Annotated in this window: 22 protein-coding genes; 8 read left to right on the plus strand and 14 right to left on the minus strand. The window is 41.3% G+C overall.

The features are described from left to right. Nucleotides 1-49 precede the first annotated feature (49 nt). The 5 genes from EO132_RS07515 to EO132_RS07535 form a co-directional block, all read right to left on the minus strand. Nucleotides 50-2,950: a TonB-dependent receptor gene (locus EO132_RS07515; RefSeq protein WP_127137296.1), complete on the minus strand. Its 2,901-nt coding sequence runs from the start codon at nucleotides 2,948-2,950 to the stop codon at nucleotides 50-52. 171 nt (nucleotides 2,951-3,121) lie between these two features. Further along, a complete protein-coding gene (locus EO132_RS07520) occupies nucleotides 3,122-4,726 on the minus strand; it encodes a tetratricopeptide repeat protein (RefSeq protein ID WP_127137297.1) in 1,605 nt (534 codons plus the stop codon). A 136-nt stretch (nucleotides 4,727-4,862) separates the two neighbouring features. After that, nucleotides 4,863-5,123, minus strand: coding sequence for a 50S ribosomal protein L27 (gene rpmA, locus EO132_RS07525; RefSeq protein ID WP_127137298.1), 261 nt, complete (start codon nucleotides 5,121-5,123; stop codon nucleotides 4,863-4,865). A 24-nt stretch (nucleotides 5,124-5,147) separates the two neighbouring features. Beyond that, nucleotides 5,148-5,684, minus strand: a complete 537-nt coding sequence (gene rplU, locus EO132_RS07530; RefSeq protein ID WP_127137299.1) for a 50S ribosomal protein L21 — start codon at nucleotides 5,682-5,684, stop codon at nucleotides 5,148-5,150. 95 nt (nucleotides 5,685-5,779) lie between these two features. Then, on the minus strand, nucleotides 5,780-6,235 hold the full coding sequence (locus EO132_RS07535; protein ID WP_127137300.1) for a DUF4199 domain-containing protein: 456 nt from the start codon (nucleotides 6,233-6,235) through the stop codon (nucleotides 5,780-5,782). A gap of 185 nt (nucleotides 6,236-6,420) precedes the next feature. Here EO132_RS07535 and EO132_RS07540 point away from each other — a divergent pair, with 185 nt between their 5' ends. Together EO132_RS07540 and EO132_RS07545 are read left to right on the plus strand one after the other, a co-directional pair. Continuing rightward, nucleotides 6,421-7,743 (plus strand): M16 family metallopeptidase, encoded by a 1,323-nt coding sequence (locus EO132_RS07540; protein ID WP_127137301.1) that lies wholly within the window; start codon nucleotides 6,421-6,423, stop codon nucleotides 7,741-7,743. A 1-nt stretch (nucleotide 7,744) separates the two neighbouring features. Continuing rightward, on the plus strand, nucleotides 7,745-9,817 hold the full coding sequence (locus tag EO132_RS07545) for a M16 family metallopeptidase (protein ID WP_127137302.1): 2,073 nt from the start codon (nucleotides 7,745-7,747) through the stop codon (nucleotides 9,815-9,817). A gap of 64 nt (nucleotides 9,818-9,881) precedes the next feature. Here the strand turns inward: EO132_RS07545 and EO132_RS07550 are convergent, their stop codons facing one another. Continuing rightward, nucleotides 9,882-11,981 carry a TonB-dependent receptor domain-containing protein gene (locus EO132_RS07550; RefSeq protein WP_127137303.1) on the minus strand — a complete coding sequence of 700 codons (2,100 nt, stop codon included), beginning with the start codon at nucleotides 11,979-11,981 and terminating at the stop codon, nucleotides 9,882-9,884. Nucleotides 11,982-12,062: 81 nt separating this feature from the next. Continuing rightward, nucleotides 12,063-12,452: a hypothetical protein gene (locus EO132_RS07555; RefSeq protein WP_127137304.1), complete on the minus strand. Its 390-nt coding sequence runs from the start codon at nucleotides 12,450-12,452 to the stop codon at nucleotides 12,063-12,065. Between the two features lie 193 nt (nucleotides 12,453-12,645). Between EO132_RS07555 and EO132_RS07560 the strand changes: the two genes are divergently transcribed. After that, nucleotides 12,646-13,110 (plus strand): hypothetical protein, encoded by a 465-nt coding sequence (locus EO132_RS07560; protein WP_127137305.1) that lies wholly within the window; start codon nucleotides 12,646-12,648, stop codon nucleotides 13,108-13,110. Here EO132_RS07560 and gldD read toward each other — a convergent pair whose 3' ends face one another. From gldD to mutY, 4 genes are read right to left on the minus strand one after another with little or no spacing between them, the layout of a single operon-like run. After that, nucleotides 13,111-13,668, minus strand: a complete 558-nt coding sequence (gldD, locus tag EO132_RS07565) for a gliding motility lipoprotein GldD (protein WP_127137306.1) — start codon at nucleotides 13,666-13,668, stop codon at nucleotides 13,111-13,113. Then, nucleotides 13,658-14,968: a gliding motility-associated protein GldE gene (locus EO132_RS07570; protein ID WP_127137307.1), complete on the minus strand. Its 1,311-nt coding sequence runs from the start codon at nucleotides 14,966-14,968 to the stop codon at nucleotides 13,658-13,660. The genes gldD and EO132_RS07570 overlap by 11 nt, the downstream gene beginning before the upstream one ends. Before the next feature lie 27 nt (nucleotides 14,969-14,995). Continuing rightward, nucleotides 14,996-15,460, minus strand: a complete 465-nt coding sequence (locus tag EO132_RS07575) for a single-stranded DNA-binding protein (RefSeq protein WP_127137308.1) — start codon at nucleotides 15,458-15,460, stop codon at nucleotides 14,996-14,998. Between the two features lie 24 nt (nucleotides 15,461-15,484). Continuing rightward, on the minus strand, nucleotides 15,485-16,522 hold the full coding sequence (gene mutY / locus EO132_RS07580; RefSeq protein ID WP_127137309.1) for an A/G-specific adenine glycosylase: 1,038 nt from the start codon (nucleotides 16,520-16,522) through the stop codon (nucleotides 15,485-15,487). Nucleotides 16,523-16,646: 124 nt separating this feature from the next. On the opposite strand from mutY, the gene EO132_RS07585 reads away from it, so the two are divergent. The 3 genes from EO132_RS07585 to EO132_RS07595 all read left to right on the plus strand — a co-directional run bounded on the left by EO132_RS07585 (nucleotide 16,647) and on the right by EO132_RS07595 (nucleotide 19,279). After that, nucleotides 16,647-16,937, plus strand: a complete 291-nt coding sequence (locus EO132_RS07585; protein WP_014032385.1) for an HU family DNA-binding protein — start codon at nucleotides 16,647-16,649, stop codon at nucleotides 16,935-16,937. Between the two features lie 271 nt (nucleotides 16,938-17,208). After that, the gene (locus EO132_RS07590; RefSeq protein WP_127137310.1) at nucleotides 17,209-18,759 is read left to right on the plus strand and encodes an Rne/Rng family ribonuclease; all 1,551 of its coding nucleotides are present in this window, start codon (nucleotides 17,209-17,211) and stop codon (nucleotides 18,757-18,759) included. A 46-nt stretch (nucleotides 18,760-18,805) separates the two neighbouring features. Continuing rightward, nucleotides 18,806-19,279, plus strand: coding sequence for a regulatory protein RecX (locus EO132_RS07595; RefSeq protein WP_127137311.1), 474 nt, complete (start codon nucleotides 18,806-18,808; stop codon nucleotides 19,277-19,279). Between the two features lie 3 nt (nucleotides 19,280-19,282). Here EO132_RS07595 and EO132_RS07600 read toward each other — a convergent pair whose 3' ends face one another. Next, entirely contained in the window at nucleotides 19,283-20,152 is an 870-nt protein-coding gene (locus EO132_RS07600) for a cupin-like domain-containing protein (RefSeq protein ID WP_127137312.1), read from the minus strand. A 98-nt stretch (nucleotides 20,153-20,250) separates the two neighbouring features. Next, complete coding sequence (locus EO132_RS07605) at nucleotides 20,251-22,083, minus strand: TonB-dependent receptor plug domain-containing protein (protein WP_127137313.1); 1,833 nt, start codon at nucleotides 22,081-22,083, stop codon at nucleotides 20,251-20,253. A 95-nt stretch (nucleotides 22,084-22,178) separates the two neighbouring features. On the opposite strand from EO132_RS07605, the gene EO132_RS07610 reads away from it, so the two are divergent. Together EO132_RS07610 and EO132_RS07615 are read left to right on the plus strand one after the other, a co-directional pair. Beyond that, nucleotides 22,179-23,675 (plus strand): aminotransferase-like domain-containing protein, encoded by a 1,497-nt coding sequence (locus EO132_RS07610; RefSeq protein WP_127137314.1) that lies wholly within the window; start codon nucleotides 22,179-22,181, stop codon nucleotides 23,673-23,675. Nucleotides 23,676-23,736: 61 nt separating this feature from the next. After that, entirely contained in the window at nucleotides 23,737-25,212 is a 1,476-nt protein-coding gene (locus EO132_RS07615) for an ArnT family glycosyltransferase (protein WP_235856406.1), read from the plus strand. A 17-nt stretch (nucleotides 25,213-25,229) separates the two neighbouring features. Here the strand turns inward: EO132_RS07615 and EO132_RS07620 are convergent, their stop codons facing one another. Further along, a complete protein-coding gene (locus EO132_RS07620; protein ID WP_127137315.1) occupies nucleotides 25,230-25,616 on the minus strand; it encodes a putative signal transducing protein in 387 nt (128 codons plus the stop codon). Nucleotides 25,617-25,620 lie beyond the last annotated feature (4 nt).

Raw genomic sequence — 25,620 nt, forward strand, 5'->3', positions numbered from 1 at the left:
CATGGAAGGTACTCGATATGACACCGTATATAAAATATACTACCTGAAATTACTTTTTAAACAAGTCGTACTTCAGTCCGAAGGTAAATCGGATGTCGTAGAACTCCATTTGTTGTGTTCTGTCTTTCACCCCTTGGAAATAACGCAAGGGTTGATTGGTAATGTTGTTTACATCAGCATACAACCTTAAGTTACTGTTGATGGCATAGCTAGCGTTGAAATCCAAGAAGAATTGTGTGTCGTAGTATCTGTCTTCAAAGGCATTGCCTCCAATTTCATCGATATAGGAATCTGAGAAGTTGGCGGACAAACGTGCGCTGAACCGTTTATCGGCATAGCCCAAGGACCCATTGAACATATTTGGAGCTGTGTTGGGCAAATCCAAATCGGTACGCTCATCCCCGTCTTCATTTCGGATACCATCCGCACTTGATGACAAATAGGTATAGTTCAAATAGATGCTAAAGTTTCTGGCAAAACCGGGCAAGAAATCCAATTGTCTCTGGAAAGAAACTTCAGCTCCAAAAATGGAAGCGGAATCCCCGTTCAACGGTTGGAATACATCATAACCTGCCGTCCCAGCACCATAGGCATCGTTTGGCGCCTCTGTGATGAATGTATAGATAAAGTCGTTGATCTCTTTGTAGAACACACCACCTGATATAATCCCTACGCTCTCAAAATAGTGTTCGGCATTGAGATCAAAGTTCATGGAGGTGGTCGGGTCCAAGTCTGGGTTGCCCATAACCACTTCGCTGTCTTCGTAAATAATCTCTGCTCTTGGGATCATATCCTCATAATTGGGGCGTGCCAAGGTATTGGTCCATGCAAATCGTAGCACGGTGCTGTTGTTCAAATCGTACTTAAAGTGAACCCCTGGCAATACGTTGGTATAGGAGTTCTCATCGGAAACGGCTTGCACCTCTATTCCCTCCTCAATTCCTGCGTCTTCATCCTCTTCGATATACACAACGCGGTTACCTTCTGTTTCCAATTTGGTGTTTTCCACACGAAGACCGGCCAATACGCTCAATTTATCGGTCAGTTTCTGGTTGAACATGGCATAACCTGCCCAAACATCTTCTTTGATATCGAAATTTCCTGGAAGGTATTCATCTTCCACGGCATCTCCGTTGGAAGCGTTCAAATCCAATGCACCCAACCACTCTTCGCTGGCAAATGTACCTGCTTGGTATTTTTCTCCGGCCAAAAAGTCGGGGTCGGTGTAGGATTTCACGGGAACATCGGCCAAGGTTGGATAGAGGTCCTCCAAATCATATTCGAAGAAATCGTTGTTTCTCAATTTGGATTTAAATCTTCCCCGTGCTCCAAACTTCAGTGTCCCTCCATTTCCAAAAAAGTCTGCAGGAAGCTCAAAGTTTGCAAAGAAATTGACATCTTCTTCTTCAGTATACTGATTTTCGTTGGTAATCTCTCCAAATTCAAAACCACTCAAATTGTCGAAGTCATTGGGATCAGCAGCCGTCATTATAGGATATCTTGGGTCGCTGTTATCGTTATTGATGATGTATTCCGTCTCATACTCGGCATAGCGCTCGTTCAAACGCTCTTCAGATGCCTTAGCGTAAGCAGCCATCCAATCCACTTTTAACGAACCGAACAAGTGGTTACCTCCCAAGGTGTAGTTCTGCATGCGTTGGTCCTCCAAACGGGCATTTTTGTTACGTCCGCCAGCAATACCACCTTTGGACTGTCTTTTGACTTCCACTGGGAAACGGGTCAAGGTTCCGTTATTCAAGGTAAAATCCCCGACTTCGATATCTTCTCCATCCAAAATTTCCTGCTCCAATCGGAACCTGTTCTCACGGTCATCCCTCCAGTTGTACATGGTTTTTAGGTAGATGTTGTTGTTAGGGTTGATTTGGTAATCCAAATTGGCAGAAAAACTTCTTCTTACCCGTTGTACCAAATAGGTACGCTGCTCATTGACGTTGGTATACGGATTTACTTCGGTTTCTTCCAAAATAGGCTCGCCTTCTTCATCCTCTTCACCGGTATTGTATTCGAATTCGTTGTCCCACTCGGCTTCAACATTGTCGGAACCAAAGTCGTTATCGTTGATGGTAGCGGAAACCATCCACCCGAATTTACCATCATTGGTACGGTCACCTATCAAAAAGGAACCGTTAATTATTCTTTTATTGGTAATGAAATTCACACCTGATCCTGCAGTAGCGGAAACACGAAAACCTTGGGGAGCTGTTCTGGTCACTAAGTTTACGGAACCACCCAGTGCGTCTGCATCCATATCGGGGGTCACGGCCTTGTTCACTTCAATGGTCTGGATCATATCCGAAGGGATAAGGTCCATCTGAACATTCCTGTTGTCGGATTCCGCAGAAGGAATCCGGCTACCATTTAAGGTCACGGAGTTCAATTGTGGGGAAAGGCCACGTACAATAATGTTTCGAGCCTCACCTTGGTCCACCTGCATTGTAATTCCCGGGATACGTTTTACGGCATCACCAATGTTGGCATCGGGAAATTTCCCTATTTGGTCGGTAGAGACCACATTGGTGATGTTCATATTGTTTCTTTGTGTGTTAAGGGCTTTGGACTGTCCACTTAGACCATAAGCACTTACCTGCACTTCATCCAACTCCATATTGGAGGATACCAGCACAATGCTCACAGGAGTGGTTTCTCCTGCACTTACATTTACTTCTTGCTCAACATCGGAATAACCCATGTAGGTTATCTTCAATGTATAACTTCCTTCGGGAATGCCCACTAAAGTGAATTTGCCATCAAAATTGGAAATGGCTCCTTTTACCAAGGACTCGATATACACGTTGGCACCGGGAACATAGATACCGTTCTCATCGGTAATTGTCCCTTGAATATTTCCGGATTGTGCTTGGCCCATTGCCGTTGAGAGCACCAGAAACAGCGTTACAAAAACTAGTTTTTTTAGGTTCATCAATTTCATTTTGGTTTACGTTAGAATGCTTTCCAAAACTATGTATATCAACCCGTTATGATTTGAATTAAATGGAAACAAAAAGAAAACAAAAGTGAAAATCGACAGAAACAAGAGAGCAACAATTACAGTTTTTTTACATTGGGATAACATTTTCGAAAAAAATGGGGCAATAAGGGCCTAAAGTTCAATCATAAAGTTTACCAACTCCTCTTTTTGGTCGATGGGCAATTTTTTCCTGAGACGATACCGAGCCACTCGAACACTGTCTGGTGTAACCCGCAAAATGGAAGCGATTTCCTTGGAGGAAAGATTCAACCGTAACAACATTCCCAAACGAAGCTCGGCTGGGGAGAGTGAATTTTCAGATAGAACGGAGAGCTTTTTTATGAATTCGGGGTGGATTTCCTTGAAAAAAGTCATGAACTCATCCCATTCCTGTTCCTGTTTCAGGTTAACATCTATTTCCTTGACCAACTCCTTCATTTTGGCCGAAGTATTCATGTGCTTTCGGGATACCATGTTGCGAAGGGTATTGGACATATCCAGCAAAATCTTATTCTTCTGGGATAAGTGGAGGCTATAGCGCGAAAGCGACGATGCCTTAAGTTGAATTTCCCTTTGTAGATTTTTCTCTTCGATCTCTTTCTTTTCGAGCTCCGCTTTGAGCATCCGCTGCTTATATTCCTGAATCTTCAACTTGGCCTTTCGTTTCTTTCCCAAATAAGAATACAGAATGATGAAAATGACTGCTATGGCAAACAATGCCACCCAAAGAAGGTTCTGATTAGCCACACTCACTTTGTTCTGCTCCTTCAGCAATTGTATTTCCGCTTCCTTTTGGTTGGTTTCGTAAATGGTTTGCAGCACATTCAATTGGTCACTATTTTGCGACTTGAGCATTTCGCTGTTGTATTCTTCTGCTAATAACAAGTGGGCATGAGCTTCTTCATAATTGCCCATAAGGGCGTAGGTTTTGGACAAATCTTTATGTGCGCTTTCCAATTGATGGAGGTCGTTCAACTCCTTGGCCAGTTCCAAGGCTTTTGTGGTATAATCCAGTGCAGGTAGGTAGTCGCTCCTTTTTCGGAATGAATCGCCAATGTTGTTCAACATATTGATTTCTTCCGTAGTTCGTGAACCTTGGAGCTGGTCATAGGCTTTTTTAAAGTATTCGTACGCTAGCCCAAACTCCTCCAAGTCCTCATAAATACTTCCTATATTTTCATTGGTAATGGCAACACCATGATCATCCCCCAATTTTTGAAACAATTCAAGGCTTCGCCTTTGGTCTTGAAGCGCATCTTCGTATTCCCCTTGTTTTTCGTGACTGGCCCCCAAAAGACCCAAGGCAACCGCCAAACCTTTGTCATCACCGAGCTTTTCGGAAGCTATTCTGGTTTCTTCAAAATGCTGTTCTGCGAGTTCAAAATTGTTGAGGGAGAGATAGACCTTACCAATATTGTTGTTGAGTTTGATATATAGTGGGTCCTGTAAATTGGACTCCAACTGTTCCAATGCAAAATTGTATTGCGCTATGGCCTCTGTATAAAGTCCAAGAGCATGATAGTACTCCCCAAGGTTAAGATATCCAAGGGCAATTTGTTCAGGGTTTTCCGGGTGCTCCTTGGCAGTTTCCAGTTCCTTTTGAAGCCTATGATAGGCTTCGCTGGCCTTTCCTATCTCAGAAAATGGATTCGTTTGTTGACTATGGGTCTGTGTAGAAACCAAGAAAGTCAACAACAGAAGATGTACATATCCAAAAAACCTTTCGATGGTGTGCATATGGAAAAAGCAAAGGTTCAAGAAAGTGCTTCACTCTCACTCCAACATCATCATTAGGTTATGAAACCATTAAAAATGATTGCAAACAAAAAAGGCCCCGCAATGCGGAGCCTTCTGATACTATTATCGTTATTTATTAAGCTTCGAAAGGTTCGATGGAAACAAAAGATTTACCACCTACTTTTTTCTCAAACTTAACAATACCATCTACCTTGGCGTGCAAGGTATGGTCTTTTCCTGCGTATACATTGTCGCCGGCATTGTGCTTGGTACCACGTTGTCTTACAATAATGTTACCAGCAATTGCTGACTGACCACCAAATATCTTAACACCTAAGCGTTTCGATTCTGATTCTCTACCGTTTTTTGAACTACCTACACCTTTCTTGTGAGCCATGATATATAAATTTTAGTTCTTTTCTTATTTGCTTAACGCTTCAATCAATTCGGCTTTCTTCATGGAAGAGTAACCGGTAATTTCCTTGGCTTTCGCCATTTCCTTCAATTCAGCAACAGTTTTGGAACTCAAATCCTCAGTTGCTTTTGGAGCTTCTTTTTTAGGAGCCTCTGCTTTTTTCTCTGCCTTAGGTTCTGCAGCTGGTTTTGCTTCAGCTTTAGCTTTTGCAGGAGCCGCTTTCTTGGCACCTTTGGCCACAATACCTTCAACAACGATTTCAGTCAAATATTGTCTGTGACCGTTTTTCTTCTGGTAACCTTTACGTCTTTTCTTTTTAAAGACGATTACCTTATCCCCTTTAAGGTGTTTTACAACTTTGGCTTCAACAGCCGCACCTTCTATGACCGGGGCGCCAATGGTTACGTTACCACCATCTTCCAAAAGAAGAACTTTATCGAAAGTAACTTTTTTACCTTCATCTTCTTGCAAACGGTGCACGTACACTTTTTGGTCTTTTGCAACTTTAAATTGCTGCCCTGCCATCTCTACAATTGCGTACATAATGCGTTAATTAGATTAAAATTACTGCGCTTTATCAAAATTAGCGGGTGCAAATATACTGCTAAATCCTTAATCTACAAGTATTCCTCTATGATTTAACCCATTATTTTTTTGGAGTTGTTGCTCGTTTTAAAAAGTTGCATAAAAGAGAGGGTCAAAACCAAGGTTGTGGCAAACCCCATGATGGCCACCGTAAAAAACACGATTCCTTGGAAATTCTTGTAGTCGTTGGACCAAACTGTGGAGAGTTTATCCAGAAAAGTGCTGTCCAATTCCGTCGCATAAAAGGCAAAAAAGATGGTAAAAAGCAAGGTAGCCACAAAACCAGTAGTGATACCTGCAGTAAACCCATTTCCGTAGCTAAAGCTTTTACCTTGTCTCAACTTAGTGTACTTGATGGTCTCGTAAATACCAAAACCTGCGATCACGCCATTAAAAAGACTATAGAAAACATTGGTATGCTGACCCATTACAGCCAATATCAAAAAATAAGCGATCAGTACCGCACTGGTCACTATACCAAATCGTATCGGAAGGGTTAATTTTTTCATGTTATCTTTTTTTGGATTCATTGTATAATTTACTGAATGTTTGTGAATTATCCCATATTTAAAACCTTAAGAGTTTTATAAAGCCTTAGTTCATCAGAAAAATATTCTATATTTAACGTAACATCAATCGGGAAATCGATACCAACCTCGTAGCAACATCAATTTTTAAATACTAACTATTTACAATGAAAAAACATTTGTTTTCTGCATTAACAATGCTCTTTGGAGTAAGCCTGCTTTCTGCACAGGAGGTGGTTTTCGAAGAGTATAATCTAGACAATGGGCTCCATGTCATCCTACATCAGGACAATGGTGCCCCAGTAGTGACCACATCGGTAATGTACCATGTGGGATCAAAGGATGAAGATCCCGACAAAACAGGTTTTGCCCACTTTTTTGAACATTTGTTGTTCGAAGGCACCAAAAATATTGAGCGGGGCGAGTGGGACCAAATTACCGCCGCCAATGGCGGAAGAAACAACGCCAACACCTTTTTGGATCGCACCTATTATTATGAGGTGTTCCCTTCCAATAGCTTGGAAGTCGGGCTTTGGCTCGAATCCGAGCGTTTGATGCATCCGATCATTGGCCAAGTTGGCGTGGACACTCAGAAAGAAGTGGTTCAAGAAGAGAGAAGGCTCAGAACCGACAATGCCCCTTATGGTGCTTTTTTTGAACAAATCCTGAAAAATCTTTATACCAAACATCCTTATAGATGGGGTGTTATCGGTTCGTTGGACCATTTGGCAAGTGCCACTTTGGATGACTTTAAAAAATTCAACCAGACCTATTACGTGCCCAACAATGGGGTATTGGTCGTAGCTGGCGATTTTGAGACCGAAAAGACCAAAAAAATGATCGAAGATTATTTTGGTCCGATTCCAAGAGGCGCCGAAATCCAAAGACCCAATATTAAAGAAGACCCGATCACAGAAACCAAGTTTGCCAAATATTACGATCCCAACATCCAGATACCTGCCATTTTATTGGCCTACAGAACACCTGGACAAGGTCAGCGCGATGCTTACGTGATCAACATGATATCCACATATTTGAGTGATGGCGAAAGCTCCAAGCTATATAAAAAATTGGTGGACGAGAAGAAAATGGCACTCCAGATACTCTCCGTCCCTATTGATGCCGAGGATTACAGCTCATATATTGTAGGAGGACTTCCTGTTGGGGACAATTCCATTCAGGACATCAAAAAAGAAATCGATGAAGAAATCTTGAAACTTCAAATGGAGTTGATTTCCGAGAAAGATTACCAAAAGCTTCAGAACAAATTCGAAAACCAATTTGTGAACGCCAACAGCAGTGTGGAGGGTATAGCCAACTCATTGGCCGAAAACTATATGTTGAAAGATGACACCAACCTCATCAATACGGAAATTGATATTTACCGTTCCATTACCCGTGAAGAAATCATGGAGGTCGCCAAAAAATATTTGAAGGTAAACCAGCGCGTGGAGCTGGAGTATTTACCAGAACAAAAAGACGCTAATTAAAATGAAAAAGTATTTAGTTTTAGCTGCGCTGTCCTTATTCGTGACAGCCACATTCGCACAAATAGACAGGAGTACGCCACCAGAACCAGGTCCAGCTCCCAAAATCAATTTAAAGGAGCCCGCTCGCTTCGAGCTCAAAAATGGCTTGAAGGTGCTTGTTGTGGAAAACCACAAATTGCCGAGAGTCCGTATTCAGCTTTCCATTGACAACCCACCCATTTTGGAAGGGGACAAAGCTGGGGTGTCTTCTCTAACAGGAAGCATGTTGGGCAAAGGGTCCAAAAACATTCCCAAAGACGAATTCTACGAAGAGGTGGATTTCTTGGGCGCCAATATCTACATTGGCGAGCAAAGTGCGTTTGCCAGCTCCTTGTCCAAATATTTCCCCAGAATTTTGGAATTGATGGCCGATGCGGCACTGAACCCAGATTTCCTACAAGAAGAATTCGAAAAGGAAAAAGAGAAAATCATAACAGGAATCAAATCGGAAGAAAAAGATGTTTCCGCGATTGCAAACAGGGTACAAGCAGCCTTGGCCTACGGCAAAAACCATCCTTATGGTGAATTTATGACCGAGGAAACCGTAAATAACGTTTCCCTTTTGGATGTAGAGCAATTCTATCGATCCTATTTTGTTCCCGCCAATGCTTATTTGGTAGTAATCGGGGATGTAGACTTTGACACTGTTAAGGAATTGGTCACCGAAGCCTTTACACCTTGGTCCAAAGCCGCTCCACCTTCTTTCAGTTATTCGGACCCAAAAGACGTACAGTACACGCAAATCAACTTTGTTGATGTACCCAACGCTGTGCAATCCGAGGTAGCTGTGGAAAACATCACACACTTAAAAATGAAGGATGAGGATTATTTGGAAGCCTTAATGGCCAACAGAATATTGGGCGGTGGCTCACAAGCACGTTTGTTCAAAAACTTAAGAGAGGATAAAGGCTATACCTACGGATCATATTCCGGGTTAAGAGCCAATAAATTCAGCCCAATGCGCTTTAACGCATACGCTCAGGTAAGAAATGCGGTTACCGATAGCTCTGTGGTGGAAATATTGAAGGAAATCGACAAAATGACTTCCGAACCGGTATCCGATGAGGAATTGGCCAATGCCAAGGCAAAATATGCGGGTAGCTTTGTGATGGCACTCGAAAAACCGGAGACCGTTGCGAATTACGCACTAAACATTGAGACTGAGGATCTTCCAAAGGATTTTTATGAAACGTATTTGGAGCGAATTGATGCCATAACCAAGGAAGATGTGCTCAACGCAGCCAAAAAACACTTCTCCACAACTAATGCGCGTGTTGTGGTAACCGGAAAAGGGACCGATGTCCTTGAAAACTTGGAAAAAGTAACTTTCAACGGCAAAGATGTTCCCGTACTTTATTACGATAAGTACGCCAATAAAACGGAAAAACCAGATTACAATGCTGCAGTACCCGAAGGTATGGATGCCAACACCGTTTTGGAAAATTATATTGAGGCAATCGGAGGGAAATCAAAACTTGAAAGTGTGGATTCTTACTCCATGTTGGCCGAGTCCGAAATGCAGGGCATGAAATTGGAGCTTGAGATGAAAAAGACATCCCAAGATCAGTTCATGCAAAACATCAAGGTGCAGGGCAATTCCATGCAAAAGCAGGTTTTGGATGGCGATTCCGGTTACATGGTAATGCAAGGTCAGCGCAAAGACCTTTCTCCTGAAGAGATTGCAAAAATCAAGGAAGAATCCGCTGCCTTCCCAGAACTGAATTATTTGGCCGCTGGCGATGTTTCCTTGGAAGGCGTTGAGCCTGTGGACGACAAAAAGGCCTATAAATTGAAGATAAGCGATGATAAAACGGCATTTTATGATGTGGAAACCGGACTTAAGGTACAGGAGGTTATCACTCAGGAAGTGCAAGGTCAACAAATGACCAGTACTATTGGGTATGGAGATTACCAAGAAGTATCCGGCATTAAGTTTCCATTTATGTTGATTCAAAGCATGGGGCCACAAAACATGGAGTTTATGGTTAAAGAAATCAAAGTAAACGAAGGTGTTGACGCATCGGATTTTAAATAATCACAACTATTGATAAAGAATAAAGGCGCTCTAAATGAGCGCCTTTTTTATTGTTTCATTGTTCCTAAAAACTGTATTGGATAAATGCGGATAGGTTTCGTCCAGGGTCATTGATAGGCACCCGACCATAATCTGCTTGATTCACAAAAGAGAAGTTCAAGTGATTGTTGTAGGCAACATCAAAAATGTTTGATGCCGCAATACCCACCGTTAAATGCTCAAAGGGTTTTGCACCAAAGCTTAAATCCACCACACCGTAACCATCAGTGGTCTCCTCTCCAAAGGAAGATGCTACATCCAACTGTTCGGATGTAAGGGTATAAGTAGCCCTTGCCCAAATTTTCTCTTGTTCAAACCAGAGGTTAAAACGGGTTACCAAGGGCGGGGTCAACGGAAGCGATTCGTCCAAATCCTGATTTTTGGCATACACATAGGACAACTCCGTTTTAAAGGCAAAATCCTCCAAAAATCCCAATTCCCCAAAAATCTCAAAACCCGTTTTGTAGGCTTCGTCCAAATTGACAAATCTTTTCACCTCGGTAGGCTCCGCCATGGGCATGTATTTTTTGTCCAATGATGGGTCGATCACAGGAACTATATAATTATCATAAATCGAATAGTATACAGACGCCCCATAATCCAACCTATTGACGGCATAGCCATCAAAACTTGCATTTGCTTTCACACCCAACTCAAACTGATTATTGATCTCGGCATCCAAATTGGGGTTGCCCACATATTCGTAGGGGTCTTGACCAACAGTAAAATGGTTGATGAAACGCTCTATCATATTAGCCGAACGCACACCTCGTCCATAGGCCAACTCAAACAGTAAATTGGACTTGGCCATGTATTTCATTGAAGCTGTTGTACTGAAATTGTGCTCGGTACGGGTATCCAAATCTGGGTATTCGGCAACAAAATCATCGGCGGGGGCATCAATTTTTGATTGCACCCTATCGTACCTTGCCCCAACATTCAACAAAAACTTTTCCGACAACGGGTATTTACCTTCCACAAATGCTCCGTAATCATCAATTTGCGAATCTTGCCAAACCTCATCCACAAATTCCATGGGCATGGGCAATGGTTCTCCCGTCATCATATTTCGTTTTACCAAACGGGTCCTGTTTCCGGTCCTTCCCACAGAAAAGGCATCAATCCCCGTGTAAAGTTTTAAGTTTTTCACTGGTCTCCATTCCAGTTCAACCCTTCCGCCAAGAGTTGTGGCATCTACGACGGAAACGGCTTCCATCATCATAAATGTGGGCCTCAGTTCATTGGTCATTATATGATCCACTTTTGAACGGTATACTTTTGCGCTCAATGTTCTTAATGCATCGAAAATATTGTCCAATTTATAATCCACGGAAAGGACATTGCTGTTGTCCTCTTCAGTATCCATGGGCAATCCTGCATGGAGCACATCCCGTCCAAAAGACTGCCTGAACCCTATCTGAATCCGTTGGTTATCCGTGGGATTATAGCCCACTTGAACACCATAATCAGTGCTTTTAAAGGAGGAAGGAACTTCATTTCCATCTCCATCTTCGTAATTGCCGAAATCACGGAAACCAAAGTTGAGATTAGCGTCAAATTGTTCCCCAACATATTTTACATTGGCGAAACTGGTAATGGCACTGCCATTGTTCTCCCCTCCAAAGTTCACTTTTCCATGGTAGCCTTTCTCCTGCTTTTCCACTTCTTGGGTAACCAGATTTACAATGCCACCAAAGGTGGGTCCGTATCTAAAGGTATAAGGGCCTTTAACCACTTCCACGCGCTCTATCTCTTCCGGAATCACATGGGTGGTAATGGGGTCCATCCTATTTGGACAGGCATGCATAACTTTTGTTCCTCCGTTGAATTGCACATTCAGTTGTTCGTATTGTGAGGCCCGGAAAGATGGGTCTATAGCGTAGTTGCCACGCTTGATCAGGTTAAACCCATTAATGTCCTTAAAAAGGTCGGCCACATTCTTGGATTGGACAATCTTCTTTTCCGGTTCACTCTTAAAAGTGGAAAAAACCGGGTCTGTTTTCTGTTTTCCCTCCACCAACACTTCATCCAATTGTACTGGTTGTTTGGATAGGGAATCTTGCGCAGACGAAACTTGCGCATAGGACACAGTGGTCCCAAAAAGCAAAACACAAAGTTTTGCCATTGTACTTTTATTCATTTTTGAAATTATATTTAAGATTATACTTGCGCGGCAATGGGTATTTGCCACTTTCTACAGTACATCTTAAATCATCGGGGGTTTGATGAGCGTATCGCTAAAGCGATAGGAGTAAGAATCTTTATAGTAGAATGAGTTATTGGCCTCCTCGGTAGCATTGGGTAAATTGTACGCCGGTAAATCCATAAAGAACACCAAAACCTCTTCCCAACCGATTACGGGCATGGGTTCATCATCATCCGCTTGTGCGCGTAGCATTTGCATCAACATACACTGACCGTTACAATTGAGTTCAGGCTTGTCCTTGTTCTCGCAAAGTTGCTCAATAAACCCTTCCCTGTCCAAGCTATAATACACGTACATTGATGAAAAGCGCAGGTTGCCCATCAGTATCAAAACAATGAAAAGCCAAGAGAAACCTGTTCTTCCCGTATGTGCGCTTGGTGTATTCCTCAAAAGTCTATTCTTCGCAAGTTGAAACCACAAATTTAAGACCGTCAAAGTTACTTTTTTGTGACTAAAGTCACTTAGAACACCTGTCTATCATGGTATATTTGACCTCCAAATAATACTACATTAACATTTATTAAAGTTCCGTTATTACTCCACTAAACTTTTCCTGTCTATTTTTGTTTTTAAATTAATGATCATGAGAAAAATACTTTCCATACTTCTTTGTTCTGTTTTGTTCCTAAGCTTTTCCTGCAAAGAGAAACCTAAGGAAAAAGCTACCACCACTGAATCTGCTGCGCAAACGGCATCTTCCGCCCAAATGGAGAAGGTAATGGCCATTCACGATGAAGTCATGCCCAAAATGAGCACAATCGGCAAATTGGTCGGAGAACTAAAGCCCAAAGTGGATTCCACCGAAATGGGGCAGCAATACGAAGTCGCCATGAAAGACCTTCAAGATGCACATAAAACCATGATGGACTGGATGAAAGGTTTCGGTGACCGCTTTAACCATGAAGAAATATTGGAAGGCAAAGCTCTTTCTGAAGAAAAACAGCAATGGCTGGATGAAGAGGAGGAAAAAGTAAACGTGGTCAAGGAAAAGATAAACGGTAGCATCGAAAGGGCCGAAGCCCTCCTTGCCAAGGATTCGGTTCAGTAATTATTTGTTCCACCGCAAACTTTCCATAATCCTACGGATATCGTTCTGCAAGTACATGGCAGCGGGGAGTATGGAATCGTAATTAGGTTTGGCGTAGAAGTATAAAGAACCCGTCACAAAGTGATTGATGCTATCGGTCACATAAAATTGTGATTGTGATGCTGCATTTCCACTGACTTCATAGAACATTCCGTAAACACCATCTTCTTGGTTGATAAAGGGTTGCTCTGCAATGTTATCGGCTTTTACCACGTGCTCATAAGAAAGTTTTTGCGCATCCACCAGCAACGTATCCAAGTTCCCTTGAACAGGTTTATAAGTAAGGTATATGGAACCGTTCATCATTGGATAATCCAGTACCATGGAGCAATCCTTGTTTTCCTTGATTTCAGAAAGGGTATTTTTATCAAAAGTATAAACACAGTCGGAACCTGCTTCCACGTACTTGGCCGTTGGATAGTCCAATCGCAACATCGCCTTGGGCTTGGGTAAGACTTCATCTTTACAGCTTATGAAAAGTACGGCTACAGCTAGGAAAAATAAAATTCTATGCTTCATGGGGCAATGTTACTTTTATACGTTTCAATCTCTTCTTGTCCATGCTTTCCACTATAAACTGGTAGTCCTTGAACAAGACTTTCTCCCCTATTTTAGGGAAGCTCCCTGAAATTTCCAGGACAAATCCGGCAATCGTCTCCGATTCCCCTTTTTGACTCTCAAACTCGTCCTCTTCCTCAATTTTGACTACACGATAGAAATCCTTTAGCGCCGTTTTACCATCAAACACATAATTATGGTCGTCCAATTTGGAGAAAACAAGGTCTTCATCATCAAACTCATCGCTGATATCGCCGACAATTTCTTCAATTATGTCCTCCAAGGTCACGATTCCCGATGTCCCCCCATACTCATCCACCACAACGGCCAAATGGTTCTTCTTGTCCTGAAACTCCAACAGCAAATCATCCAACTTTTTGTTTTCAGGCACAAAATAGGGTTCACGGATAAGCGACATCCAATTAAAAGTCTTTCTATCTATATAAGGTAAAAGGTCTTTCACGTAGAGAACGCCCAAAACGTTGTCCATATTTTCCGAGAAGACGGGAATTCGGGAATATCCGTTCTTTTTTATCTCATGCAGCACCTCGGGGAACTTCATTTTTTCGTTTACCGCGAAAATATCTATCCGAGGTCGCATTACCTGTTTGGTGTCGGTGTTTCCAAAAGTCACTATCCCTTCCAAAATTTTTTGCTCCTCTTTGGTCGTATCTCCTTCCGAGGCCAATTCAAGTGCTTGTGAAAGATGGTTGATGCTCAAAGTGGACTTTTTCTTCGCCAATTTATCCTCCATAAACAGGGTTACCGCACGCATCGGGGAACTTAAAGGGGAAAACAAATAATTGAGTCCTTTTAAAGGCACGGCCATAAAGTGCGAGAACTGCACTCGGTTACGGTTGGCATATATTTTAGGCAGAATTTCCCCAAACATCAGGATTAAAAAGGTAGCGACCACTACTTCCAACAAAAAGCGAAAGGTTCCATCAATCCCCTCAAACAGGGTGTTGCCTATGGAACTGAACAAGAGCACAATTCCAATATTGATGGCGTTGTTGGTAATCAAAATGGTTGCCAACAGCTTTTGGGGCTTATCCAGCAATTCCACAATCAACTTGCTGCGCGATGAATCGTTCTCGTTCATTTCGTTCACATCGGTCTGGGAAAGGCCAAAAAGAGCCACTTCTGCTGCCGAAATCAATGCGGAGCAGGCCAAAAGAAGCACTAGCACAACAATTTTTAAAGTGAAGATTCCACTAAAAGTGGTCAAATAAAATGCCAAACAATGGGGCTCGGGATCCAATTTACTATTGCTTTTTAGTCTTTTTATTTAGAATGGTAGGTCGTCATCCTCTTCCTCCGAATTATCGGTCGGTGGAGTTGGGCTATCAGCCTTTGCTGGTTCTTGGTAATTGGCGGACGATGACCCTGAAGATTGCGCATTGGCCATACTTTCCTTTTTGGTGGTCAAAAAGGTAAAGTCCTGTACGTGCACTTCGGTGGTATATCGCGTATTGCCATCCTCACCTTGCCATTGCCTATTCTTTAAGCGGCCCTCCACATACACCTTATCGCCTTTACTGAGGTACTTTTCACAAATTTCAGCGGCCTTGTTGCGCACCACGATATTGTGCCAATCGGTATTGGTCACCCTTTCGCCTGTTTGCCTATTGGTATAGGTCTCATTGGTGGCCAAAGGGAATCTGCCGATACAGTTTCCCCCTTCAAAATAGTGCATTTTCACTTCGTCTCCCAAATGCCCGATCAGCATTACTTTGTTCAATGTTCCGCTCATATCTCTCTTAATTAATCAAAAGTACTAAATTTTCAATGTCTTGATAAAATCTGCTATCAAAACTGGTACGGGAAAACCACCAATTTCTTTCCATGGGGTTCCCTCCTTCAATATATCAGAAGTTTTTAGGATCCAAAATTGTGTGTGCAAATGTTGGTGCGACAGTTTGTGGACGATGGGTTCCCTATTATATAAGGATAAGGACGTCGTTTTAGGAACAGCGTCCCTTTGCTCTATCAAGGGGCTCAATTCTTTGGCCTGAAGCTGTTTTTCCGACTCAATAAGTGGAAACTGATACAAATTCTGCCAAATGCCCTTGCCCCTTCGCTGCTCCAAAACGGTATTGCCATCATCATCCAGCAATACGATATAATTGAAGTATCGGTTCCGCACCTTGGTCTTGTTCAACTTTACAGGGAGCTGGTCCACTTTGTTCTCTTGGAGTGCCATACAACTTTCTTGGAGTGGACACAATAAACAATATGGTTTTTTGGGGGCACACTGTACCGCGCCGAACTCCATGATTCCTTGATTGTAGTCCCTGATGTTCTCCGCATCCATCACTTCGCGGGCCAATTCCTTAAAATATTTGATGCCCTGCGTACTATTGATAGGTATATCAACCCCAAAATATCGCGACAAAACCCGGTAAACGTTGCCATCGACTACGGGCTCTGGAACATCAAAACAGAAGGATGCAATGGCACTTGCGGTATAATCTCCCACTCCTTTCAAGGATTTTAACTCTTTGTAAGTCTTAGGAAACTCCCCATCAAAATCATTTGCCACCATTTTTGCAGTAGCGTGCAAATTTCGTGCTCGGGAGTAATACCCAAGTCCCTGCCACAGCTTGAGTACTTGCTCCTCGGGTGCATTGGCAAGATCATGAACAGTAGGGAAAGCTTCCACAAACCTTAAATAATAGGGCATCCCCTGGGCAACACGGGTTTGTTGCAGAATAATTTCCGATAGCCAAACTTTATAGGGATCACGGGTTTCCCTCCAAGGGAGATTACGCTGATGTTCGTAGTACCAATTCAGGATTTTAGGGGCAAAAGTCATCAAAGAAAGTAATAAAGGTCAAATGTATCAGTTTATATACTTAAAATTAAAGGGTTAAAGGGAAAGATTAATTATAATGTTTATATTTGCAAGCCGAAAAAAATTAGAAAATTAATAATACAAAATGACGAAAGCAGATATTGTAACTAGGATCTCGGAGAAACTAGGTATTGAAAAAGGAGATGTGCAAGCGACAGTGGAATCCTTTATGGAAGAGGTAAAATCATCCTTGGAGAATGGTGATAATGTTTATTTAAGAGGTTTTGGTAGTTTTATTATCAAGACCAGAGCGGAAAAAACAGGTAGAAATATCTCTAAGAACACTACTATTAAAATTCCTGCACACAATATTCCTGCGTTCAAGCCAGCCAAAGTTTTTGTGGAAGGCGTAAAAACTAACGTACAAGTAAAATAATATAATTAACAACACTAAAGCAAGAGCATATGCCGAGTGGAAAGAAAAGAAAAAGACATAAGGTAGCTACGCACAAGCGTAAGAAGCGCAGAAGAGCTAACCGACACAAGAAAAAGTAGTTGTTTCAACTACTTTTTCGTTTTACCCTATCACGTTCTTTGACATAGAGATTCAAGAAACGAATTTCAATCGGTTCGAAAAATAACCGATACCATATATTGTTTAATCATTTATCCCAAAATTCATGTGGGGTAAATAAAAATCGATTCAGGTGAATAGAGAATTAATTGTTAGATCTACTCCTGATGCAGTCGATTTTGCCTTATTAAAGGATGGAAAATTAGTAGAATTACACAAGGAAGAGGACAACAACAACTTTTCCGTAGGGGATATCTTCCTGGCCAAGATAAGAAAACCCGTTACAGGCCTCAATGCAGCATTTGTCAATGTAGGTTATGAAAAAGATGCGTTCCTGCATTATCATGACCTTGGCCCGCAACTGTCCTCCATGTTGAAATTCATTAAAAAAGCTAGAACAGGGAAGCTTAAAGATTATTCCCTCAGAAATTTTCCGTTTGAAAAAGACATTGACAAGAATGGCAGTATCAACGATGTGTTGAAAGCCAATCAGTCATTACTGGTACAAATAGTAAAAGAACCCATCTCAACAAAGGGACCCAGAATCAGCTCCGAGCTTTCCATAGCCGGACGTTACTTGGTCATGGTGCCTTTTTCCGACAGAGTCTCGGTATCCCAAAAAATAGCGAGCAAAGAGGAGAAGGACAGACTTATCAGACTTGTAAAGAGCATTAAGCCCAAAGGATTTGGAGTCATCATACGTACCGTAGCAGAAGGCAAAAAGGTTGCAGAACTGGACAAAGATCTTCAGAATTTGTTTTCCAAATGGACAAACATGTGCAAAAAATTGCACAAAGCGCCCCATCCATCCAAAGTACTGGTGGAATTGAACAGGGCATCATCCATCCTTAGGGATGTTTTCAACGATTCCTTTACTGGAATCCATGTAGATGAAGAAACTTTATACAACCAAATCAAGGATTATTTGCACGAGATCGCTCCGCAAAAAGAATCCATTGTAAAGTTGTACACCGGTTCGGCCCCGATATTTGAAAAATTCGGGATAGAGCGTCAAATCAAGACCTCGTTTGGCCGAACAGCATCCATGAGCCGTGGGGCATATCTTGTTATTGAGCACACCGAAGCTTTACACGTTATCGATGTAAACAGTGGCAACCGCTCCAACAAGGCCAAAAACCAAGAAGATACCGCGCTGGAAGTAAACCTATTGGCCGCAACTGAAATTGCAAGACAATTACGTTTGCGAGATATGGGCGGTATTATTGTAATAGATTTTATTGATATGACCAAAGGTGATCACAGACGTAAATTGTTTGACCACCTGCGGGACGAAATGAAGGACGATCGGGCAAAACACAAAATTTTGCCGCCCAGTAAATTCGGGCTTGTTCAAATTACAAGACAACGTGTTCGTCCCGAAATGAATATCAAAACCAGTGAGGAAAACCCGAATGGTTCGGGCGCCGAAGTGGAAGCTCCCATTGTTTTGATCGACAAGATCCAAGCAGATTTGGAGCGAATCCTTAAACCAGGACGCAAGAATAATGGAGTAATATTAAACATACATCCATTTATTGCAGCTTACTTGACCAAAGGGGTTCCTTCCATTCGTTCCAAATGGTTCAAAACCTATAAAAAATGGGTTAAAATTCAACCCAGGGACGCCTATAAGTACCTTGAATATCGTTTTAAGGACAAAGAAGGCAAAACAATACGACCCTAATAAGAAGCGACNNNAGTCGCTTTTTTGTTTTATGTACATTTGGAATATGAATCATACGAAAAGCTACACCCTTACCGAAGCCACCAAAAAGATGGAGCGTTACTGTGCCTATCAAGAGCGTTGCCACAAAGAGGTAGTGGAAAAACTGAAGCGTATGAACATGATTCCGGAAGCCATAGACCAAATCCTGGGGCACCTCATCCAAGAAAACTACCTCAACGAGGAGCGCTTTGCCAAAGCATTCGCCCGTGGTAAATTCAATATGAAAAAATGGGGGGCGAACAGAATCATCAGGGAGTTGAAATTCCGTGATATTTCTGCTTACAACATCAAAAGCGCATTGGCCGAAATACAAAATGAGGACTATTTAACAACTTTTGATGAGCTTGCCAAAAAACGGGTGACCCAAATAAAGGAGACGAACCCTTTCAAGAAAAAAAAGAAACTAGCTGATTATTTGTTGTACAGGGGCTGGGAAAGCCACTTGGTGTACGAAAAAGCAAATGAGCTTATCAAATAAGCATCAATCCTGCAGTAATAGTTTCTGCGTACGTTCCACAGCCTTTTCATTTTTCCAATCAATCCATTCTTGCCCTTTCAATCTACGCATGAGGTTATCAAAATGTCGCATCACAAAAATGTTGTAAACTGCTTTCCCAAGATTTTTAGGTTTACGGGCAATCGCCCTTAAGCTCATGGAAAAACCAGGTGTAATGTACTTCATATGGTGCCAATATCCTTCGGGGATATATAGTACATTCCCATGTTCCAAATTCGTTATATGCCCTTTGGCATGTTGGAGCGCGGGCCATTTATCCAAATCAGGGTCTGCAAAATCGATATCTTCACGCGTAATCAGTGAATGCGGAATCTTGTACAGAAATTTGGTCTCATCTTGCGAGAAAAGAATACATTGTTTTTTTCCTTCAAAATGAAAATGGAAAATATTGGCCAAATCAATGTCGTAGTGCATAAAGGTGTGCGAATCCTGTCCGCCAAAAAAGAGCATGGGAAGCCCCTTCATTAAGCGTAGACCAAAATCCGGGTATGAAAAATCCTTTTGCAGCTCGGGAACTTCCTTTAAAATGTTCCAAAGGAAAATCCGGTATTTGGTAGGACCGCTTTTTAAGAGCTCGACATAGTCGGCCATCTTCATTTTGGCATGAGGTTCATTGAAGCCTTCATCATGCTTTACCGGTCGATCATCGTAAAGTGGCACTTCCTTGTCCCCTGCAATTTCTTTCATGTAATCCAGGTCCCATTTGGAATAGGCTGGCCAATCCTCAATAAAGCGCTCAATGACTACGGGCTTTTGGGGCTTGAAATATTTATGGATAAACTCCTGTTTGGTCAGGGCTTTCTCCCGAGGTATCTGTTCAAGATTCAGTTTCAAAATTTCAAGGAATTTGAAACAGCTAAATTAATAAAACGTTTTGAAAACTACTATTTGGGCACCAATTTGCCTTTCCCAGTGGCTGCTCCGTTTTCATTCTATTTAAAACTATATCGCAAACCAAATAATACATTACTCGGCGGCATAGGTATAAAGCCAGACTCTATGTAATCTGCATCGAAAATATTATTTGCAGTAATGGTAAACTCAGCCTTTTTTACTTTAATGACCAATGATGCATCCCAAACATTATATGTTTGTCCCGTAGTACGTTCTGCATACTTATAAATAATATTCTGACGTACATTTTTAAACAATTGGGTACTTAAGCGCGTAGTATATTGATGCTTCAATGTATTTAAAGAGTAACGGGACAATTCTTCGTTTTGGTCCAAAATATTGTCATCCAAAAACGCATAGCCCACACTTAAGGTTTGCGTAAAGTCTTTGAACTTAAAATTATAAGCAGCATCCAACTCCAAACCTTTGGTATTTACTTCTGTAATGTTTGTAGCCGTAAATACATCTTCAGAAACATCGTTTCTAATAAAATCGATTAGATTGTCCGCATCCCTATTAAAAACAGCAACGCTGGCATTAAATTCAGGAGTAGTATACTTTAAGCCCAATTCCTGCGCAAAAGCTTCTTCTGGTTCCAAATCTGTGTTACCACTGGTAACTGGGTCGTTATAGTACAAATCCGTATAAGTCGGTATGCGGTAGGTATAGCCAATATTACCATATACTTTAAAAGTATTGGTAAGGTTATACCCAATATCCAATCCAGGGAATGCTCTCAACTTAAAGTCTGAAAAGTAAGTCAGCGCCACACCTGGGGTAATATCCAATTTGTTGTCCGCTATACTAAAACGATGTTCCAAAAACACGTTGGACATGAAACGGTTTCGGCTACCTAGGTTATTACTTCTTAAATAGATTTGAGAAAGCTCTACCCCAAATCCTGTAATTCCCAATTTAGAGGCATAAGAGGCGTTGGTCTCTACCCCAATTTTATTGGAAATATGCATGTTTCTGTAAAAACTTGGTTCATTTCGCCTCAAGAGAAACAAGTCTTGATTACGTTTCCAATAGATTCTTGGCTGTATTCTAAGCTTGTTGTTCTTAAAGGTGGTGGACAACGCCAACAGGCTGTTTTGGGTTTCTTCATACTCATGAAATGTAGGATTGGTGGTATAAAAATTCTCCGCTCCAAAATTGCGCTCCAAGAATGTAGCCGTCATTTGTATAGGCTGTGCATTTTTATTGAAAACACTCTTTAAATAGTAATTTCCATTATCATAATCTGAGTTATTTCTATATCCTTCAGATGTCATCCTTCCCACATGTATGATATGCGTTGAGTTTTCCGTATCGACACCGGCAGTTGCACTACCATTTAATTGTCCAAAAGAACCAGCTTCCACGTTTAGGGAAACCGAATTATCCAAATTCTTCTTGGTAATGATATTAATAGCACCAGCAAATGCATTCTGTCCAAAAACCCGTGCTGCCGGACCTTTTATAATTTCTATTCTTTCTATAACCTCCAATGGCAAGGCTGCGTTCATGGTGTGGTGTCCCGTTTGCGCATCGTCCATTTTAACGCCATCTATCAATAATAAGGTTTGGTCAAAACCACCACCCCTTATATACAAATCTGCTTGACTACCACCGGTACCGCGTCTTCTTATATCCACACCTACAACTTGTTGAAGTAAATCTGTCACATTCACAGCGGCACTATTTTTAATATCATTGGAAGTGATGATATTGATGGTCCGTGAATTTTCCTTGAAAGGAAGATTAATTCGGTTTGCCGTCACCACAACTTCGCTTAACGAATCTACCATTATAGCAGCATCGTCCTGTTGCGCTTTTACCTGAAAAGCACCGATCAGTACTATCGCAGTAAATAAAATTGATTTTTTCATTATGTAGGCTTGTTAGGTAAATTTTTAAGTCAATTCATTTTATGTTGCAAAAGTCCTAACTTTCCGGACGATTAAACTAGTCCAGTTTTAAAACAATGAATAGTCCGGTTTTTGATCTATTGGTTCAAATAGTGTCCATAGACAAATCTATTGTTCAGCCTGCATATGTACAGGTGGCACAACAAATCATGAACGCCATACAACGTGGTTATTTGGAAAAAGGCAGCAAATTACCGGGAACCCGGGTTTTAGGTAAACTATTGAACGTTCATCGGAATACAGCTGTGGCCATCTATGATGAACTGGCCTCCCAAGGTTGGGTAAACATCATACCCAATAAAGGAACCTTTGTGGTAGTTCCAGAAGATTCCAAAGTAAAAATCAAAGCAAACACACAGCATATCAACCAAGTTTACGAACATCCCAAGATTCCAGGATTCACTTTCCAACAATCCTTTAATCTAGCATCAACCAAAAAGGAGACCACGGCCAAATATTCCATAAGTGATGGCAAACCCGATTTACGATTACATCCCGTGCACCAATTTTCCAGATGGTACAGTGCTGCAATGAAACGAAAGCCGTTAATCAACAAATGGAATAGATCCAGTGCCTTGATTCCTTCGGTTTTTAGCACCCAACTCTGTAACTATTTAAATGCCACTAGGGGATTTCATATCAAACCAACCCATTTATTGAATACCCGCAGTACGGAAATGAGCCTGTATATTGTTTCGCAGGTATTGATAAATCCAGGCGATTTGGTGCTGGTTGGACAACTAAGCAATTATGTGGCCAACATGATATTTCAACAATCGGGGGCAAAAATTAAAACAGTACCTGTAGATGATGAGGGATTGGATATTGGTTATATAAAGAGGCATTTTAAACATGGGCACATTCGTTGTATTTATGTTTGCTCTAACAGGGACTATCCTACAACCACAACATTGAGCACAAAAAGAAGACTGCAATTATTGGAATTGGCCAAAACGCATGGTGTTGCCATAATCGAGGACGATTTTGACCATGATTTTCAGTTTGAAGGGTCTTCCATGTTGCCCATGGCATGTGCAGATGCCAATGGGAATATCATCTACTTGGGTAAACTGGGACAGTCTTTATTCCCAAGTTTTCATACTGGGTTTGTTGTGGCACCAGAACAGGTAATTTCCGAAGCCAATAATTACTTGCAATTATTGGATACACAAGGAGACCTGATACAGGAACAAATGCTTTCTGAACTTATATCCGAAGGTGAAATATACCGGCTCAAGAAAAAAAATATCGTAACCTACAAACAACGTAGGGATGCTTTATGCACTTTTTTAAAAGAACATTTTGACGACATACTTGATTGGCAAATACCTTCTGGAGGGCTGGCCATGTGGTTGCGATTTAAAAAGCCCATATCTTTAGTAAAACTGGCCGAAGAAGCTGAAAAACTGGATTTATTTTTACCAAAAACCATTCTCTATCAAGATAGAAACACCTGTGCCATACGTTTTGGTTACGGGAACTTAAACGAGGAAGAACTTAAAATCGTGATTGAAAAGTTAAAACAAGCATACCTGCAGTTGGCAGCTGCTTAACCATTCAAATTTATCTATATTGCACAGATGACAATTAACGATCAAAACGCTGAATACCATCGTGCTTAAAAAATTATGTTCCTTAAGGTATGAAGATCTGGACTGGAAAATGGTCCTTTTTGTTTTGGTCGTGGTGTCCGTTTTTATCCGTTTCCCTTTCTTTTTTAGGGATTATGTGGATCGAGATGAAAGCACTTTCATCCTTATGGGACAATCCTGGGTCGATGGATATTTGCCCTATACCCAACTTTGGGACCTTAAACCGCCGATTACCTTTCTGTATTTTGCCGTAATCATTAAAATTTTTGGGAAAAGCTTTTTTGCCATTCGCTTTTTTGGCGCTGTAATGGTGGGCTTGACAAGTTTGTTTACGTATGGCATTACTAAAAAAATAACCAGTAAAAAAATTGCATTCTGGGTCGCCATCTTTTGTGTGTTCTTCCAAAGCTTGTTTGGGAGTTTACAAGGAGTAATGTCGGAACACATTTGTACACTTTTTTTTGTCGCAGGTATTTATATTGTGATTTATAAAAGGAAATGGCAATGGTTTTTATTGGCCGGACTATTGTTTGGGCTTTCCATTATGTCCAAATTGAATATGGCATATCCCGTATTGACTTTGGGCATCTACTTTTTGTCGGAGGGTTTTGCCAAGGACAAGTTATCCAAGAGCATTCGGAATTTATTCTTTATGGGAATCGGTGTCGCCCTTACCGTTATCCTGACCGCATTGCCCTATTATCTTCAAGATAACCTTTATGTTTGGTGGGAATCCATTTTTGAGGCACCCTTGGCCTATGCTGGAAGCAAGTATCACTCTCCAGTAAAAACATTGCCCTTTGTTTTTATTGTTCTTGGGCTTTTGATTGTTGGTTTTGTGTACAAAATCATCGATTTTAAATCGAGGGAATCACAGTTATTGACCGTTGTCATCATTGGCATTTTGCTTTCTTTTATGCAAACCGGAAAGGTCAATGGCCATTATTTGATTCAACTGTATCCCTTTATTTTGATTCCGATAGGAGCTGCCTTTGGCAAGCTTCCGAAGCTGAAGAAATCATACAAACCTCTTATCATAGCGTTGCTTTTGCTTATTCCGATGGAATCTTATTTGGAATACATGAACATTGTTTCCAACAAAATAAAAAAAGGGTCTTTATATAATGGTGAAGGGATTGATGTCCCCAGATACATCCTAGAACATAATCTGGAAACCAATAATATTTTCTTTACCGAATACCATATTGGATATTGGGTTTTGGGCGAAACACCACCCACAAAAGCGGCTACCCACCCTAGTAACATTACCCGTGATGAATTGTTTTCCAATCTCGACAACCCAAGAAAAACAGGGGTTGAAGAGCTCAAATACATTATGGAGGTCATCCAACCAAAAACCTTGATAGCTCGAAATGGTAAAAAGATTTTTGATAAAAAACTAGTGGAGTACAACACTTATATAGATGCTTATATAGAAACACATTATAAGTTAGAGGCTACTGTGGGAAGAGGACTAATCTACCAACGACTAGAATGATTCCCGTAACAAATATTTCATTGAGCGGGTTTGGTAATGAAATTGCATTGCATGCATTGGTACTTTCTGGGCTCAAAGAACGGAAACAGTTTATAAAAAATAGTACTTCGCGAATAGTAAATCTCTGACTTGGTGGCCTTGCAATTAGGGCAAACCACTGGATTGCCAAAATCATCGGTGGCGTAGTTTCGGACTTCATCGAAAATTTCCTTGGCTCTTTCCTTATCGCTTGAATACACTTGTAACTTAACACCACCTAAAGCTGCACTAATCAAAGGATCTGAATTAATAGTAGCTTCATCCCTTAAAAATACAGGAATCCCCTCTGCTTCCAATTTGCCTTTAATGACCACGGCATCCGCCGGAAACTCAAAGCTTCCCAAAGTGTAAAATTCAGTTTTCATCCTT

The organism is Flagellimonas oceanensis (genome assembly GCF_003992595.1).
Lineage (GTDB): Bacteria > Bacteroidota > Bacteroidia > Flavobacteriales > Flavobacteriaceae > Flagellimonas > Flagellimonas oceanensis.

Bases quoted from the DNA above. Each gene is read 5' to 3' on its own strand.
- gldD (WP_127137306.1), bottom strand. From the start codon at position 13,668: ATGAAGCATAGAATTTTATTTTTCCTAGCTGTAGCCGTACTTTTCATA.
- rplU (WP_127137299.1), bottom strand. From the start codon at position 5,684: ATGTACGCAATTGTAGAGATGGCAGGGCAGCAATTTAAAGTTGCAAAA.
- EO132_RS07515 (WP_127137296.1), bottom strand. From the start codon at position 2,950: ATGAAATTGATGAACCTAAAAAAACTAGTTTTTGTAACGCTGTTTCTG.
- EO132_RS07545 (WP_127137302.1), top strand. From the start codon at position 7,745: ATGAAAAAGTATTTAGTTTTAGCTGCGCTGTCCTTATTCGTGACAGCC.
- EO132_RS07610 (WP_127137314.1), top strand. From the start codon at position 22,179: ATGAATAGTCCGGTTTTTGATCTATTGGTTCAAATAGTGTCCATAGAC.
- EO132_RS07540 (WP_127137301.1), top strand. From the start codon at position 6,421: ATGAAAAAACATTTGTTTTCTGCATTAACAATGCTCTTTGGAGTAAGC.
- EO132_RS07620 (WP_127137315.1), bottom strand. From the start codon at position 25,616: ATGAAAACTGAATTTTACACTTTGGGAAGCTTTGAGTTTCCGGCGGAT.
- EO132_RS07520 (WP_127137297.1), bottom strand. From the start codon at position 4,726: ATGCACACCATCGAAAGGTTTTTTGGATATGTACATCTTCTGTTGTTG.
- EO132_RS07605 (WP_127137313.1), bottom strand. From the start codon at position 22,083: ATGAAAAAATCAATTTTATTTACTGCGATAGTACTGATCGGTGCTTTT.
- EO132_RS07575 (WP_127137308.1), bottom strand. From the start codon at position 15,460: ATGAGCGGAACATTGAACAAAGTAATGCTGATCGGGCATTTGGGAGAC.
- EO132_RS07560 (WP_127137305.1), top strand. From the start codon at position 12,646: ATGAGAAAAATACTTTCCATACTTCTTTGTTCTGTTTTGTTCCTAAGC.
- EO132_RS07550 (WP_127137303.1), bottom strand. From the start codon at position 11,981: ATGGCAAAACTTTGTGTTTTGCTTTTTGGGACCACTGTGTCCTATGCG.
- mutY (WP_127137309.1), bottom strand. From the start codon at position 16,522: ATGACTTTTGCCCCTAAAATCCTGAATTGGTACTACGAACATCAGCGT.
- EO132_RS07585 (WP_014032385.1), top strand. From the start codon at position 16,647: ATGACGAAAGCAGATATTGTAACTAGGATCTCGGAGAAACTAGGTATT.
- rpmA (WP_127137298.1), bottom strand. From the start codon at position 5,123: ATGGCTCACAAGAAAGGTGTAGGTAGTTCAAAAAACGGTAGAGAATCA.
- EO132_RS07535 (WP_127137300.1), bottom strand. From the start codon at position 6,235: ATGAAAAAATTAACCCTTCCGATACGATTTGGTATAGTGACCAGTGCG.
- EO132_RS07595 (WP_127137311.1), top strand. From the start codon at position 18,806: ATGAATCATACGAAAAGCTACACCCTTACCGAAGCCACCAAAAAGATG.